This window comes from Williamsia muralis, from assembly GCF_051487485.1.
In the GTDB taxonomy this organism is placed as follows: domain Bacteria; phylum Actinomycetota; class Actinomycetes; order Mycobacteriales; family Mycobacteriaceae; genus Williamsia; species Williamsia muralis_B.
The window spans coordinates 46,570-61,728 of sequence record NZ_JAHVCV010000008.1 but is presented as its reverse complement, the minus strand read 5'-3'; the positions used below and the strand labels follow the sequence as shown (position 1 = coordinate 61,728).

The following is a 15,159-nucleotide window of genomic DNA, read 5'->3' as shown; positions in this document are numbered from 1 at the left end:
GGCGCTACAGCGCGCACGGAACCTGCGCGTACCCGGCGACCTCACAGGCGCTGGTGTTGGACAGCTTCCACTTGTTGTCTTTCCACACCCAGGTCAGGCCCATCGTCGCGTCGTTGAAACCCGGCGACGAGAGGATGAGGTTGGCGGACATGGTGTTTCCGTTGACAGTCACCGGGCCCGCGATTCGCCATTTCACACCGGCGGGCTCGAACGTCCGCAGCGTGTTGCCGATCCCCTCACCCACCGGCACGCCCCGGGTGCCCGCCTCGAGTTCATCGGCTTTCTGCGCACTCGAGCCGTTCAGCACCAATTTCAGTTTGTTCTGCAGTTCTCCTGCGGACAACGCCGCGGGCGCAGCCGTTTCGGCTGCGGGCGCCTCGGTTGTCGCCGGTGCCGCGGGGGCCTGCGGTGCGTAGCCGCCACCCGAGGTGGTGCCACCTCCGACCGCGGGTGCGGGTGCAGCGGCCGCGGTGGTCGGCGCAGGAGCGGCGGGTGCGGCGGTGGTCGGCTGAGCCGTGGCTCCGGCCTGCACGGTTCCCTGCGGGTTCGCCGCGGCCCCGAGATTCACCACGGTGGGTTCGACGGAGTTCGACGCCGAATTGTCGGTGTCGACCGCGAACAAAACCCCCACCACACCGATGGACACTATGAGCGCAGAGATGACCGCCGACACACCGGCAGCCACGAACACTGTCGGCACGTTGACACTCGAGTTCGATTTCTCGGTCACCACATCTGCTTTCTGTTCACTTCATGATTTCCCCACATGTACGCGCTATTGAACCACGACACGGGCTTAAATGGTAAGCCTGTCCTTACCTGCGTTCAGGAGTGCGACAACCGTTACCCGCCGACGGCGGTCTCAGACCCCACATCCATCAACCTGACCACCTCGTCGAACGATGCGCCGCCCAGGATCGCCTCCACCGGAAGGTCCCGATCGAGTTCGGATTTCACCCGGCGACGGAAATCGAGCGCCTGCAGCGAGTCGAGCCCGAGCGCGACCAACGGCACGGTCCGGTCGATGTCACCCCCGTCGATGCCCATCACCCGGTTGAGCTCGGTGACGACCAATTCGGCAAAAACCGCGCCGTCCGCCGGCGCAGCGGGACTCTCGGGTGCGGCCGGTTCCGACGCCGTGGGCGAGCCGGCCGCCAACGGCGAAGGTGTAGCCGGCAACTCGGAAGAAGCCAACTGAGCCGGCGGGCGTTCGGGGACCAGCCCGGCGATCAGGGGCCCATGTCCGAACAGGGACACGATGTCGTGTAGCTCGGCCCAGTCGGCTGCGGCGACGATCGTGTCCGCCGCCGCGCCGGTGAAGGCCACAGACAAGGCGTCCGCAGGCCGCATGGGGATGACGCCTGCCCCTTCGACCCGATCGACGCCGGCCGTGTCGAGCGGACCCTGCACGTTCCACAACCCCCACTGCACCGATGCCGCACGCATGCCCTGTTCGCGCAGGGTGCGCGCCAGCACATCGAGCATCCGGTTGCCGGCCGCGTACAGGATCTGTCCGCGACCACCGAGGGTTGCCGCGATCGATGAACACAGCACAACACGACATCTCGGCGCCAGCGGTGTCGCCGCCAGCACCTGCATGAGCCCGACGACCTTCGACCGTGTCGCTGCCGCAACGAGATCGGGTGTGATGTCACCGGATTCGGCGTCCACATAGTTCACCGCAGCGTGCACCACCACGTCCACCGGCTCGGTCACGTGATCGGACACGAACTGCAGAACCGATGCCTCGTCGCCGACGTCACACGCCACAACGTCGACCCTCGCTCCACCCAGACCCCGGATGTGCTGCAATCGACCTGCGGTGGAAGCGGTTTCACCTGACCGACTGAGAAGAGTGATCCTGGTTGCGCCGCGCGTGGCGAAGTACTCACAGAACTCCAGACCCAGCTTGCCGGTTCCACCGATGATCATCACGTGATCGTCAGGACCCGAACCGATGGCCGGATCGTCGAACCCGAGCGGTGCGTCGTCCGCGAGCACGGGTGCGGGGCGTCCGTCTACAGAGTCGACGTAGGCAAGGCGTTTTGCGTAGACCTTGGCGCCGCGCAGTGCCAACTCCGGCTCGGCAGCGATGTGCAGCGCGCCGATCACTGCGGAAGCCGACGGTGCACCGTCGCCGGGCAGATCGAGGTGCCGGAACGTCGTGCGCGGGTACTCGGCTGCCAGACAGCGGAATCCGGCGTTGGCAGCGGCATGGAACAGGTGCGGGACCGGGTCGTCTGGCACGACGTGTTCGCCGGCTGCAGTCACGAGCCAGCATTCGGCGGCGTCGGTGACCGCGGCCGACAGCCAGGCCCGGTTCCCGAAGAAGTCGGAGAGATCCGCGATCGCTTCGGACACGGTGTCACCGGAACCACTCGGCAACAGGATCACCACCGAATCGAACTGCGCTGACCCCGACGGTCCCTCCGATCCGTACATGCTGGCGGTGGCGCCGTGGGCCGGCGCTGCGGCGCACAGGTCGGCGGCCCATTGCTCACACCGCCCGGTGTGGTCGACCAGCAGGATGGAACGCGGTGGCACCAGTGTGCGGCGCGCCAGCCGCGTCCACGTCTCGGTGATACGACGGGGCACCAGTGCCGAATCGTTCTCAGGCACTGCCGATTCGAGTTCCTGCCCAGGCGCCAGATGCGAGGCCCACAGCGACCGCCGCGCCATCTGCACGTGAGGGAAATCGGGCAGCGGGGGTACGGGCTCCTCGTCGGCGACAGCGAGGGACTCCCACCGATAGCCGGAGTCGTTGACGGCGACGGTGGCCAGATTGTGTGTGAACTCGCGCAGATCTTCTGCGCTGCGCCGCGACGTCCCGATCACGGGCACCGCCGCGTCAGGCGCTGCGGTCGCAATGTTCTCCTGGATGGCAAGCGCCAGCGTCGGGTGCTCGGCGATCTCGATGAAGGTGTCCGCCCCACTGCGCACGGCGCCGCCGACCGCGAGATCGAACCGGACACGGTTACGAAGGTTCCAGAACCAGTAGTCCGACAGCGATTGTGACGGCGACATCGCCTTGCCCAGGGTGCCGCCGAAGCATGGGGTCGACGTCTCTGTGAATCTCGAGTTCTCGAGCTTGTCGGCCAGCGCCTCGCCGAGTTCGTCTCGGAATCTGCTGACGATGGAGGTGTGCGCCGGGTAGTCGACCCGGATCTCCTTTGCGAACTTCCCTGCGGCAGTCAGCGTTCCGACCATGTCGTGCACCGTCGAACGGTCACCTGAGATGCACAGGATGTGCGGAGAATTGACCACCGACAGCTCGGCCCACCCCGAATGTTCGGCCAGTAACGCCTCGCACTCATCTCGGTCGATGGCGACGACCGCCATCGAATAGCCGGTCGGTGAGAACTCGACGACCAGATTCGCCCGGGTGGCCACCACGTGGATGACGTCCGTCAACGACATCGCTCCCGAGATGTACGCCGCGGCGATCTCACCCTGACTGTGCCCCACCGTCAGCATCGGTTCCACGCCGAACGAACGCCACATCTGCGCCAGGGCGATCATCTGCATCAGAAGTGCGGGCTGTACCACGCGGATGTCTTCGTGCACACGCCCGTCCGCGTCGATCGAGCGCTCCTGCTGATCAAGCAGATAGTCCCTGGGGGAGATGCCGTACAACTCGACGAAGATGTCGTTCATCCGGTCGACCTCGTCCCGGAAAACCGGTGACGCATCGTAGAACATCTTCCCCATACCGGGGTACTGACTGCCCTGCCCCGGAAAGACGAAAGCCGTTGTGCGCCTGGTCGCCGGGCCGCGGCCACGCACCACGTCCGGATGGTCGCCACCGTCTGCGAGGGCCTGCAGACCGGCGGCGAGCCGATCCCGGTCGGAGGCCATCACGAGTGCCCGATGCCTGCGAACCACACGGGTGCGCATCAGCATTGCCGCGACAGCACTCTGGGTCACCGTCGGGTTGTCGCGCACGTACGCCGACAACGCGCCGGCCTCGGCCGCCAGGAGCTCCGGCGAATCAGCAGACAGCAGAACCGCGGTCCGGCCGTCGGGCAGGCGATGATCACGCATGGCGGGCTCCCGCTGTCTCGACGGCCACGGCGCTGTCCGGCATCGCGACGATGGCATGCGCGTTGGTGCCCGAGACCCCGAACGACGACACGGCGCCGTAGCGCACACCATCTTTCGGCTCCCAGTATTCGAGGCCGTCGGCCAATCGGAGCGCCGAACTGTCCCAGTCGACCTTCGTGGTGGGCCGATCGGCGTGCAGTGTCGGCGCGATGTGCCCGTTGCCGCCGCAGAGCAGCATCTTGATCAGACCGAGCATCCCCGAGGCAGCCTGGGCGTGGCCGGCGTTCGACTTCACCGATCCCAGCTTCACCGTCCCGGCGCTCCCCTGCCCGTAGGTGTTCTGCAACGCCGTCAGCTCCATCGGGTCACCGAGCGGTGTGCCGGTGCCATGTCCCTCGATCAGGCCGATGTCGCCGGCGTCCACCTCCGCTGCTGCCAGTGTCTTCTCGATCAGGCGAACCTGCGCCGCCGCACTCGGCACGACGATAGGCATTCCCTTGCCGTTGTGGTTGATACGTGTTGCCAATACGCGACCGTGGATTCGGTGTCCGAGAGCCCGCGCCCTGGATTCGCGCTCGACGACAACCACGCCGGCCCCTTCACCCCACAGAGTTCCGGTGGCATCGGCCGCATAAGACCGGCAATGGCCGTCCGATGCCAGCCCGTTGTTCTTGGAGAACTCGTAAAACGCAGCGGGAGAACCCATCACGCAAACGCCACCGGCGAGCGCCCAATCACATTCGTCGTCGCGGACCGCCCCGGCAGCCAGGTGCAGTGCCGTCAGCGACGAAGCACAGGCCGTGTCCACGCTGATCGATGGACCGACGAGTCCGAGACTGTGTGAGATCCTGCCGGCAACCGCGCCGAGCGCGGTTCCGGTGATGCGGTGACCGCTGAACTCGTTGACAGCGGCCGCTCGCGGGCCGTACTCACTGATCGACACACCCATGTAGCAACCGACCTCCGCATCCTCCAGCGAACCGGGGTTGATCCCGGCGTCCTCGAGTGCGCGCCAGGCAACTCGCATGGCGACCCGCTGCTGAGGGTCCATCGCGATCGCTTCGCGTGGACTGATCCCGAAGAAGCCCGGGTCGAAATGCGATGCGCCGTCGAGGAATCCTCCGGCATCGGCGACGGCACTCCAGCCGTCGAGCCGGTGCAGAGCGAACAGCTCCTCGATCGGCCAGTCGCGGTCTCTGGGAAAAGGACAGATCAGCTCACGCCCGGCGACGAGTGCCTCCCAGAAGGTTCCCGTGTCCTCGATTCCTCCCGGCGCTTCCACGGCCATCCCGGAGATGACGATCGGATCGTTCGTGTTGGCTGACATTCGCGGACTCCGCTACCGCTGGATCGATTGTTGTGCTGCAGCGGGTTCGGCGACGAGCAACTCGGCGACATCGTCACGGTTCTCGTCGAGATAGAAGTGCCCGCCGTCGAAGACGGTCACATCCACCGAACCGGTGGTGTGTCTGCCCCAGCCGTGCAGTTGGCCGGGGGTGATGAAGGGGTCCTCCGCACCCCCCATGGCGCGGATCGGGGCCGCGACCGTCACCTCGGTGCCGCAGGAGTAGGCATCGAAGGCGCGGTAGTCGATCTTCATGACAGGCAACGCCATCCGCATCACATCCGCACTCGCCAGCACGTCACCACCGGTGCCGTTCAGCGCCGAGAGGTGCTCGAGCAATTCCTCGTCTCCCGTCGGGTGGGGAGGCAGGTCCGCAACCTGTGATGGCGCCACCGCCGCCGACACCCCGAGCAATCGCACGTCGATGCCGCCGGCTTCGGCCAAACGGACGAACTCGAACGCGGTGACAGCACCCATGCTGTGGCCGAACACGGTGATCGCTGCCTGCCGGTTCCATCTCGATCCGACGAACTCAGCAAAGGCACCCGCAGCCAGATCGGGCAATGTCTCGGCCGGTGCCTCCCGTGCGCGGTCCTGCCGTCCCGGATATTGGAAGACGATCACGTCGAAGGAGGCACTGAGTTCTTTGGAGAACGCCCGGTAGGTCGATGCCCCGCTGCCCGCGTGAGGGAAGATCAACAGAGGGGGATTCGCCGGGGACGTGGGCTGATGGAACTGCCGGATCCATCCGAGGTCGCGTGACATCTACGTGCTGCTCCTTCATTCTGGGCGGCCATGGGCCGACACCCCAAGCGGCCAGAAACGCTGCTTTTCCGGCGGCCAGAGGCCGGTTCCCGGTACCCGAAGGCCGGAACTCCTTGGTTAGGCTACCCTACTTGCGTCCGGCTGAACTGAACGGAGCACGACCGACGTGACCTCGCATGTCCTCAAACGTGAACTCACCGACGTCGGTGACGATGTCCGGGCAGCTCCGCCGCCGGTGGTGCCCGACTTCGATCCGCCGTTCGCGTTGCGCCTCGTCGACCCCGACGGCTCCGACCCGGAGATGCTCGCCGCGTGGATGTCGCTGCCGCACCTGGTGGAGACCTGGGAACAGCCGTGGTCGGCTGCGCAGTGGCGAGCAGACTCGGCGGCACGCCTTGCCGGCGACTACTCGCGCCCGTGCATCGTGAGTGCCGATCTCGCCGCATTCGGGGTCTCCGGTGAGGCGATGACCGAGGTGGCGTACGTGGAGCTGTACCGCCCGGCCCGCGACGAGAACGCCAAGGTGTATCCAGCTGCGCCCCGCGACATGGGCTTTCACATCGCAACTGCACGGACAGACCTCCTCGGCCGAGGTGTGATGTCGACCTGGATGGAGCAGCTCGCGGAGGCGATCTGGGCGGCAGATCCGTTGTGTCACAGTATTTTTGTGGACCCCGATCATCGGAACGCCCACATGCGGCGGGCTCTGGCGAAGAAGGGCTACCGCGATCTCGGCGAGTTCGACGTGCGGCCCGGCCGCCGGATTGCGCTGCACTCGCTCAGCCGGCCCTGAACCCGCTCCCCAAAGTCGGCCGGTCGGTCACCTACGCCCGTAACCCGCCTGTGCCCGCCGGCCCGGTGACACCTTCTCGGGGGCGCGCAGCAATCGATTGGACAGCTCTCCCAGGCAACTGAGATTCGGAAAGCCGGGGCCCTGGGCGAATCCGGCCAGATTCGGCAGATACAGCTTGGGAAGCAGACCGGTGACCGAGAGGTCGTAACCGATGGACAGTTCCAGCCGTTCTTGATCGATCGGCCAGCCGATCGCGAGTTCGATGAGGTCTGTGGTCGCCGGATCGAACAGCTCCATGAACCACAGGGGCTGCCCACCCGTGGCGTCCACCACGAGGTCGAAGGTGTGCGCCTGGTCCGAACGCAGTTCGTTGTGCAGTGTCACCGCCACCGACGGCCCCTGCTCCACCACCCGCACCACTCTTCCCTGCAGGTGATGGACTCGGGCGTCGCTGATCAGGTTCTCCTGCACGCGAACCGAGAACACACCGCGGTCGGTGCGGCGGATCACGTCGCGTCTCTCGGCAGTGCTGAGCGCCGCCCACTTCGACGGGTCGCTGAACAACGCGTTCTCGAAGAAGCTCTCTCCGCGGGTGTAGATCGTGGCCATCGGCGAGATGACGGAGATCGTCATCGCGTCATGCCGAACCAGTTCGTCCAGTGCAGACCCGGCGGTCTCGCCACCGCCGATCACGGCGGCCCGAGACGATGCGGGGATCTCCCTGCGGCCGGCCAGGTTCCAGAACTCGGCGATGCTCAGTACCCGTGGGTGCCGGGCCAGGGCTCGATCGCTGCGGCCCGGGCCGGAGATCATCAGCGCGTCGGCCGAGATCTCCTGTATCGAGCCGTCAACTCCCGACACCTCGACATTCCAGCCGGGACCATCGGCCGAGATCTTGCGCGCCGTCCCGAGCACCACCTCCAGGTCGATCTTGCTCGCCACCCACTGCAGGTATTTAGCCCATGTGCTGTGCGGAGGTGCCGGTCTGCCCCGATCGATCCATTCCGAGTAGGTGCCGCGATCGATGAGATACGACGTCCAGCTGTATGCCATCATCCGCGTGTTGATCTCGTGGTTGTGCCCGCGAGCGATATTGGAACGGTATGGGAATCCGATGTCCTTTTCCGGGCTCGTGCCCAGTCGATGCCGACCGTCGGTCCACCCACCCCCGGCTTGCCAATTGGCGCCGACGGCATGCGATTCCACCGCCAAGACGCGCGGCGCCGGCAGGCCGAGCTCCCGCATCACCGTCGCCTTGGCCGCGACAGCAAGCGCTTTCGGTCCGGCACCGATGACCACGAGCGTCTGCACCGGCGCCGCCGGCTGGTTCGCACCGCTCATTCGGTCACCAGGTCCGCGAGTTCGTCGTCACCCATGGCGATGACCTCGAGGTACATGTCCGCAACCTGCTCGAGGCGGCCGACGACAGGGTCCGAGGCCATCAGTCGCTCGGCGATCGACGCAACCGATCGTCCCGAGAACACATCGCCGACAACCGCATTCGGAGCATCAAGCCACTCACGGATCCGGGCGACCAGCGTGGTTGCGAGCACCGAGTCCCCACCGAGAGCGAAGAAGTCGTCGTCTCGCCCGACCCGGTCGGCCCCGATCAGCTCGCCTACGATGTTGGCGAGCGCCCGCTCGAGTGCGGACCGAGCCGGCTCGAACTCCGAGTTGGTGTCCTCGATGTCGAACATCGTGTGCACGGCACGGCGATCGAGCTTCCCGACGCCGGTGATCGGCATCGTTTCCAGGATGAGCAACTGTACGGGGATCATGTACCCGGGCAGCAACTCCCGAAGACCGTCCAGCACGGCGTCACGATCGAGCGAGGCACCGAGCTCCGGCGACACCGCGGCCACCAACGTGGGAGCTGCGCCCGTGAGCACCGACGCCACCGCACGGTGCACCCCTGGCAACAACCGGAGCGCGCCCTCGACCTCACCCAGTTCCACTCGGTAGCCGCGGATCTTCACCTGATGGTCAGCACGCCCGAGGAACTCCAGGCAGCCGTCTGGCCAATAGCGGGCCAGATCGCCGGTGCGATACCAGCTCTGACCGTGGTGGCGCACGAAGCGGTCGGCGGTGCGTTCGGGGTCGCCGCGGTATCCGTGCGCGACCCCGGCTCCACCGATCCACAGTTCACCGGCCACCCAGTCCGGGCAGTCGTTGCCCGTGGCGTCGACAACCCGGCACTGCACGTTGTTCAGCGGTGTTCCGTACGGCACTGCGGCCCAATGATCAGGCGGGTCCACCGTCTCGCAGATCGTGGCGTGGATGGCCGTCTCGGTGGTGCCACCGAGACCGGCCACCCGTACGCCCGGTGCCAGCGCCGCCATGCGGCGGGGAAGGTCGACGCCGACCCAGTCACCACCGAGGAACACCGCGCGCACCGACGCGAGCGCGGTGCTGCCGGTGGGTGTGGCGTTGAGCAGCATGTCGAGCAGGCTGGGTACGCATGCGAGCAGCGTGATCGAATGACGCTCGATCAGTGCTTTCCAGACGTCGGGATCGGTGCGCTCGGCGTCGGTCATCGTGACAACTGTGCCGCCGACTCCCCACAGTCCGAAGATGTCGTAGATCGACAGATCGAACTCGAGGTTGGAGACCAGCAGGGCACTGTCGGCGGCAGTCACGCCGAAGCGGTGATGCAGGTCGTCGATGGTGTTCATCACCGCGCGGTGCGGCACCTCGACCCCTTTGGGGATCCCGGTGGACCCGGATGTGAACAACACGTACGCGACGGACTCGCGGTCCGGGATCACTGCCTCTGCAAGAGGGGCGGGACACTGTGCGGCGTCGGTGTAGGTGAGAGCCGTGAGGCCGGTCGGCAGGTGCGGATCGGCAGTGGCACCCACCCAGGCGACAACCTGTCCGGCCGCAAGGATGTGCGCTCGCCGCGCCGCGGGTTGATCGTGACCCACCGGTACGTACGAGGCACCTGCCGCGAGGATTCCCAGGGTGGCGATGATCTGTTCGGGGCCTTTCGGAAGCTGTACCGCGACAGCCTGGCCCGGCTTCACACCCGCCTGGTGCAGCGCCCCCGCGACAGCGAGAGCTGCTGCGCCGACCTCACGATAGGTCAACAGGCCCTCGGTACCGAACCGGATGGCTGCAGCCTCCGGAGTCCTCGCCGCCCACGAGAAGAAGCCCTCGTGCAGCACCTGTCCGCTGGTCGGGAAGTCGGTCGCGTTGACCCGGTCGCGCACCGCACGCTGATCGAGGGGAAGCTGCGGGGTGGTGTCGGCCTCCCAGGCCGCCTTCGAGAGGGTGAGCCTGTCGACCGCCACACGGTACTGGTTGAACATCGCGTCGATGACCCCTGGGGAGAAGGCCGATTCACGCACGTCCCAGTTCAGCAGCAGCCCACCCCGCACCTCGGTGACCTGCGCATCGAGCAGGACCTGCGGGCCCTGCGAGACGATCCATTCGGGATCGCCGAAGGTGTGGACCACGTCGTCGTCGAACAGCTCACCGAGATTGAGTGCGCTGGTGTACACCACCGGCGCGAGCACCTGTTCTCCGCGATGGCGACCGAGGTCACGCAGTACCTCGAGTCCGCTGTACGAGGCATGAGAGCCGTTCGCGTGCATCACTTTCTGCAATGCGCGGGCGCGGTCGAGAATGGATGAGTGGGCTGAGGCGTCGACGTCGAGCAGGACCGAGGTGGTGAAGTCGCCGATCATCCGATCGGTGTCGGGATGTACGGCCTCGCGCTGGAACAGGGGAAGATTCAGCAGGAATCGGGGCGCACTCGACCATCGCGCGATCGACTCGGCGAACACCGACGCCAAAGCCATGGCCACCGTCACGCCACGCTGATGCGCTGCCGCGATGAGGGTCTCCTTGGCCGCCGCATCGATCCAGTGGTGGTGACGCTCCACGCGGTGTTCGTCGGTTCGCTGCGACCGCGGCACCAGCGGAAGCGCTGGAGCCGAGGGTAATTCGTCGAGCCGATTGGCCCACCACTGCTGATCGCGATCACGATTGACGTCCGGATGTTCGCCGCGCCAGGCGAGGTAGTCCCGGTAGGTGAACTCGGCGGCAGGTAGTGAACGGCCGTGATAGGCCGCGGCCAGGTCGGCCAGCATCGTCCGGTAGCTCATCGCGTCACCGGCGATCATGTCGACATCGACGTGAAGTCGCGTCCTGCCGTCCGGCAACAGGGTCAGGGTGATGTCGAGGACCTGACCTTCTTCGATCGGCAACATCTGGTGAGACTTGTTCTGCCGCAGCTCGTTCAGGGTTTGCTCGACCTGCGCATCGCCGGCCGATCTGAGATCCACGACGCCGAACACCTCGCGGCCGGGTTCGGCCAACACGCGCTGCGTACCGTCGGACAGGATCTGTACCCGAAGCATCGGATGCGCCGCGACCAGATGTGCAACGGCTTCTCGGAGCCGTGACGGGTCCACATCGGCTCCGTCGAACTCGACGTAGAGGTGGGCCGCGACACCGCCGAGGTCCTGACCTTCGGAGCGGCCGATCCAGTAGGCATGCTGCATCGGCGCCAGCGGGAAGGGCCCCGACTCGGCGAGCACCTCGTGCGGGGCGTCCGAGGATGGCGAATGTTCTTGCGTTGACCGAGGAATCGACACCTCGTCGGCTTGTGACCGCACCGATTCCGGGTGCCCACCGATGAGGTTCGCCCAGGCGGCCACCGATGGGGCCTCGGCCAGCTGCGCGAAGTTCACGTTGTGGCCCCGTTTGCGCCAGCCACCGGCGATCTTCATCATCCGGATCGAGTCGAGACCCAGTCCGATCAGGTCGGCGTCGTCGTCGATGGTGTCGGGAGAGCACCCGAGTTGCTCGGCGATCTGCCGGCGGATCTCATCGAGGCCGACCTTGTCCGTGGGCTCGGTACGGTCATTCATCACACGTCTCAGCGGTCGTCGGATGTGCGTTCGACGAGATAGGGCGCGATACTCCCCAACTTCTCACACGTCTCGGTGAATTCCCGCTCAGGAGACGACTGGCCGACGATGCCGGCACCGGCGCGCACCCAGGAGCGGCCACCTTCCCGGAAGACCGTACGCAGAGCCAGTGCGGCCTCGAGCTCGCCCTCGGACGAGGCGGTCAGCACCGCTCCGGAGTACAGTCCGCGCCTGGTGTCCTCCAGGCGGTAGATCGCATCCACCGCAGCAGGTTTCGGGATACCAGAGGCGGTGACCGACGGAAAGAGGACCTCGAGCGCGTCCCAGGGTCCGAACTCGGGCGCCAGCGTTCCCTGCACGGTGGAAGCGAGGTGCTGAACACTGCCCCGTTCGCGGACCACCATGAACTCGGTCACCGCAGTGGTGCCGGGCAGCGCCACCGACTGCACCTCGGTGAACGAGGTACGGACCGAAACTGCGTGCTCCACAATTTCTTTCGAGTCCGACACCAGCTCGGCACGAGCGGCTGCGTCGAGTTCGGCCGATCGGCCGAATGCGCGTGTGCCCGCCAGTGGTTCGGTGACGATCCGGCGATTGGCATCAACCGATCCGACGAGCTCCGGGCTGAAACCCGCGGCTTCGAGACCACCGAGCCGAAGCAGGAACGAACGAGCGGGGTTGTTCTTCTTCCGGCCTTCGCTGTAGGTGGCGGCGATGTCGACGTCGAAGGGGACATCGACCCCTCGCGAGATGATCACCTTCTCGTAGTCACCGCGATGGATTTCCGCCACCGCCTTCGCCACGCGACCCCGGTAGTCCGACGGGTCGTCGTCGACCGGCAAGGGACTGGGCGAGACCGGGTGAGAATGCGGCGCACGGGCCGCCATCTCGCGCAGTTTCTCGGCGAGTTCGCCGCCGCCACCCTCCACCCGGATGCCGTCGGGTTCCACCCATGCCTCGAACTCGGGCACCACGAGGTGGGCGAGCACGCTGCCTGCGGTGAGGTGATCGCCGGCACCGAGACCCGGCGCGCAGAAGTCGAACGCGATCCATCCGTAGACACGCCAGTGTGGGAAGGGCAGCCCGGCGAGCGCTGCGGAGATCGCGCCGGCAGGTAGGCCCGACCAGGCTTGTGACGTCGACTCGGTCCCGATCGTCGTGACCACCTCGTCGGTGGTGAGCACCACGCTGGCCCGCTGTCCCCCGGCGAAGACCCAGCGATTCTCGCGTTCGTACACGACGTAGTCGTCGGCGACATCCGCCTGCGCCCATGCCGCACAGATCTGTGCGGCACCGAGGCCCCCGAGGAGCGCCCCGGACTCATCGCCGCCGTTGTCGCCGCCCTTGTTGTCACTGTTGGTGTCGATGGTCGCGGTCACGCGATCGCCCCGGCAAATGCTCTGCTGCTCATGGCATCCTCTACTCACCCGCACCACGTGTGGACCCCAATGGCCCACGGACTTGTCAGGCGTCTTGTCGATCGAAAGTTCGTCCGTGCCCCCATGATCCCAGCAACCGCGGACTTAGGATGGGCTAACTCTCGCGCTTGAGGCTAGCCTAACCAACTGATCTGGGCCAAGTCTACGATCACCACCATGTCTGTGATGCACGACGGCAGCGACCTCACGAGCGGTTTCACACCCCACCCCCCGGCGGCCGCGGCGCGGTACCGGGAACTGGGTCTGTGGCGAGAGACACCCCTCTGGCGGGTGTTGTGGGATCAGGCCGATGCCACACCGGATGCGCCAGCCGTCTCCGACATCACCCGCACGCTGAGCTATCGCGACCTCGCGGAGTCGTCGGCCCGGCGTGCGGCCGGGTTCGTCGAGGCGGGGCTGCGCCCCGGCGAACGCGTGGTGCTGCAGAACCAGAACTCGGTGGACTTTGCGGTGAACTTCTTCGGCCTTCTGCGGGCGGGTGTTGCCCCCGTGATGACTCTGCCCGCCCACCGCATCAACGAGATCGACCACCTGGCTCAGACCGCCGGGGCGATTGCCTACGTCTGCCACGGCCACGCAGGCGGGTACGACTACCGCGACCTGGCCCGACAGCTGCGCGGGCGCGTCAACACCGTCCGCGCGGTCTTCGTCGACGGTGACCGGGGTTCCGAGGCGGCCCCGCCACAGGGCGACCCGATCCGCCTCGACGCCGTCCCCACCCCCGATCCCGACGGCCCCGCGCTCTTCCTGGTGTCCGGTGGCACCACAGGTCTGCCCAAGCTCATCCCACGCACCCACAACGACTACCGGTACAACGCCGAACGCAGCGCCGAGGTGGCCGGGTGGACCTCCTCCGACACCTACCTCGTGGCGCTTCCCGCCGCGCACAACTTCCCGCTTGCCTGCCCAGGGTTGCTCGGCATCATCTCCGTCGGTGGGCACGCGGTGTTCACCGACAACCCCTCTCCCGACCACACCTTCGACCTGATCGAGAAGTACCGGGTCACCGCGGTGGCACTCGTACCCGCCTTGGCCCAGGTCTGGACCGCCGCAACCGAATGGGAACCCGCCGACGTCTCGTCACTGCGGCTGCTGCAGGTGGGCGGAGCCAAGCTCGCCGAATCCGACGCCATCGCGGCAAACGCGGCGTTCGGCGGCGCGGTGCAGCAGGTGTTCGGGATGGCCGAGGGGCTGATCTGTTACACCCGGTCCACCGACGACGAACAGACGGTCACCCGCACCCAGGGCCGCCCGATGAGCGACCACGACGAGGTGCGGGTGGTCGACGAGAACGGTGACGACGTGCCCGACGGCACGGAAGGGGAACTACTGGTACGCGGTCCGTACACCATCCGCGGCTACTACCGCGCCGGCGAGCAGGGCCGGCTGTCGTTCACCGACGACGGCTTCTACTGCAGCGGTGATCGTGTGCGGCGATCGGCCTCGGGCCATCTCATCGTCACCGGTCGCATCAAGGACACCATCGTCCGCGGCGGCGAGAACGTGGCGGCCGACGATGTGGAAGAGAACCTTGTGGCCCACAACAACATTCGACAGGCAGCGGTTGTCGGGGTGCCCGACGACTCGCTGGGCGAACGCATCTGCGCCGTCATCGTCGCCGACGGCCCGGCGCCTGACCTCCCGACCATCCGGCAGTTCCTCGCCGACCGTGGGCTCGCGACGTTCAAGCAACCCGACCAGCTCGAGGTGGTCGCCGGTCTGCCCGTGACCGCCGTCGGGAAGATCGACAAACGCGCATTGCTGCTGCAGTTGACTTGACGAGCGGCGTAAGCTGCCCTTGGACAATAGAAAAGCACGGGGGCTCTCGCGATCCGAGGGCTGAGATGACGGCAGGCGGCCGTCGACCGGATGAACCTGACCGGGTAATGCCGGCGTAGGGAG

The 15,159-nt window shown here is 66.6% G+C and carries 9 protein-coding genes; 2 read left to right on the top strand and 7 right to left on the bottom strand.

Annotation, left to right across the window (positions count from 1 at the left end):
* Window positions 1–4: 4 nt before the first annotated feature.
* The 4 genes from KXR83_RS20715 to KXR83_RS20700 all read right to left on the bottom strand — a co-directional run bounded on the left by KXR83_RS20715 (window position 5) and on the right by KXR83_RS20700 (window position 6,151).
* Window positions 5–730 carry a hypothetical protein gene (locus KXR83_RS20715; protein ID WP_437426441.1) on the bottom strand — a complete coding sequence of 242 codons (726 nt, stop codon included), beginning with the start codon at window positions 728–730 and terminating at the stop codon, window positions 5–7.
* Between the two features lie 113 nt (window positions 731–843).
* Entirely contained in the window at window positions 844–4,041 is a 3,198-nt protein-coding gene (gene nbtC / locus KXR83_RS20710) for a nocobactin polyketide synthase NbtC (protein ID WP_437426440.1), read from the bottom strand.
* Window positions 4,034–5,368: a polyketide synthase gene (locus tag KXR83_RS20705; RefSeq protein ID WP_437426439.1), complete on the bottom strand. Its 1,335-nt coding sequence runs from the start codon at window positions 5,366–5,368 to the stop codon at window positions 4,034–4,036. Before KXR83_RS20705 ends, nbtC begins: the two co-directional genes overlap by 8 nt.
* 12 nt (window positions 5,369–5,380) lie before the next feature.
* On the bottom strand, window positions 5,381–6,151 hold the full coding sequence (locus tag KXR83_RS20700) for a thioesterase II family protein (protein ID WP_437426438.1): 771 nt from the start codon (window positions 6,149–6,151) through the stop codon (window positions 5,381–5,383).
* 166 nt (window positions 6,152–6,317) lie between these two features.
* Here KXR83_RS20700 and KXR83_RS20695 point away from each other — a divergent pair, with 166 nt between their 5' ends.
* On the top strand, window positions 6,318–6,944 hold the full coding sequence (locus KXR83_RS20695; RefSeq protein WP_437426437.1) for a GNAT family N-acetyltransferase: 627 nt from the start codon (window positions 6,318–6,320) through the stop codon (window positions 6,942–6,944).
* Between the two features lie 27 nt (window positions 6,945–6,971).
* On the opposite strand, the gene KXR83_RS20690 is transcribed toward KXR83_RS20695, so the two are convergent.
* The 3 genes from KXR83_RS20690 to KXR83_RS20680 are packed head-to-tail and all read right to left on the bottom strand — an operon-like array spanning window position 6,972 to window position 13,101.
* Entirely contained in the window at window positions 6,972–8,285 is a 1,314-nt protein-coding gene (locus tag KXR83_RS20690; RefSeq protein ID WP_437426436.1) for a SidA/IucD/PvdA family monooxygenase, read from the bottom strand.
* Window positions 8,282–11,818: an amino acid adenylation domain-containing protein gene (locus KXR83_RS20685; protein ID WP_437426435.1), complete on the bottom strand. Its 3,537-nt coding sequence runs from the start codon at window positions 11,816–11,818 to the stop codon at window positions 8,282–8,284. The genes KXR83_RS20690 and KXR83_RS20685 overlap by 4 nt, the downstream gene beginning before the upstream one ends.
* Before the next feature lie 8 nt (window positions 11,819–11,826).
* Entirely contained in the window at window positions 11,827–13,101 is a 1,275-nt protein-coding gene (locus KXR83_RS20680; protein WP_437426605.1) for a salicylate synthase, read from the bottom strand.
* 312 nt (window positions 13,102–13,413) lie between these two features.
* Between KXR83_RS20680 and KXR83_RS20675 the strand changes: the two genes are divergently transcribed.
* On the top strand, window positions 13,414–15,036 hold the full coding sequence (locus KXR83_RS20675; RefSeq protein ID WP_437426434.1) for a (2,3-dihydroxybenzoyl)adenylate synthase: 1,623 nt from the start codon (window positions 13,414–13,416) through the stop codon (window positions 15,034–15,036).
* Window positions 15,037–15,159: the final 123 nt, after the last annotated feature.

What these genes read in the sequence shown, in the direction of transcription:
- nbtC (WP_437426440.1), bottom strand. Translation starts at nt 4,041, where the DNA reads ATGCGTGATCATCGCCTGCCCGACGGCCGGACCGCGGTTCTGCTGTCT.
- KXR83_RS20705 (WP_437426439.1), bottom strand. Translation starts at nt 5,368, where the DNA reads ATGTCAGCCAACACGAACGATCCGATCGTCATCTCCGGGATGGCCGTG.
- KXR83_RS20700 (WP_437426438.1), bottom strand. Translation starts at nt 6,151, where the DNA reads ATGTCACGCGACCTCGGATGGATCCGGCAGTTCCATCAGCCCACGTCC.
- KXR83_RS20690 (WP_437426436.1), bottom strand. Translation starts at nt 8,285, where the DNA reads ATGAGCGGTGCGAACCAGCCGGCGGCGCCGGTGCAGACGCTCGTGGTC.
- KXR83_RS20685 (WP_437426435.1), bottom strand. Translation starts at nt 11,818, where the DNA reads ATGAATGACCGTACCGAGCCCACGGACAAGGTCGGCCTCGATGAGATC.
- KXR83_RS20675 (WP_437426434.1), top strand. Translation starts at nt 13,414, where the DNA reads ATGTCTGTGATGCACGACGGCAGCGACCTCACGAGCGGTTTCACACCC.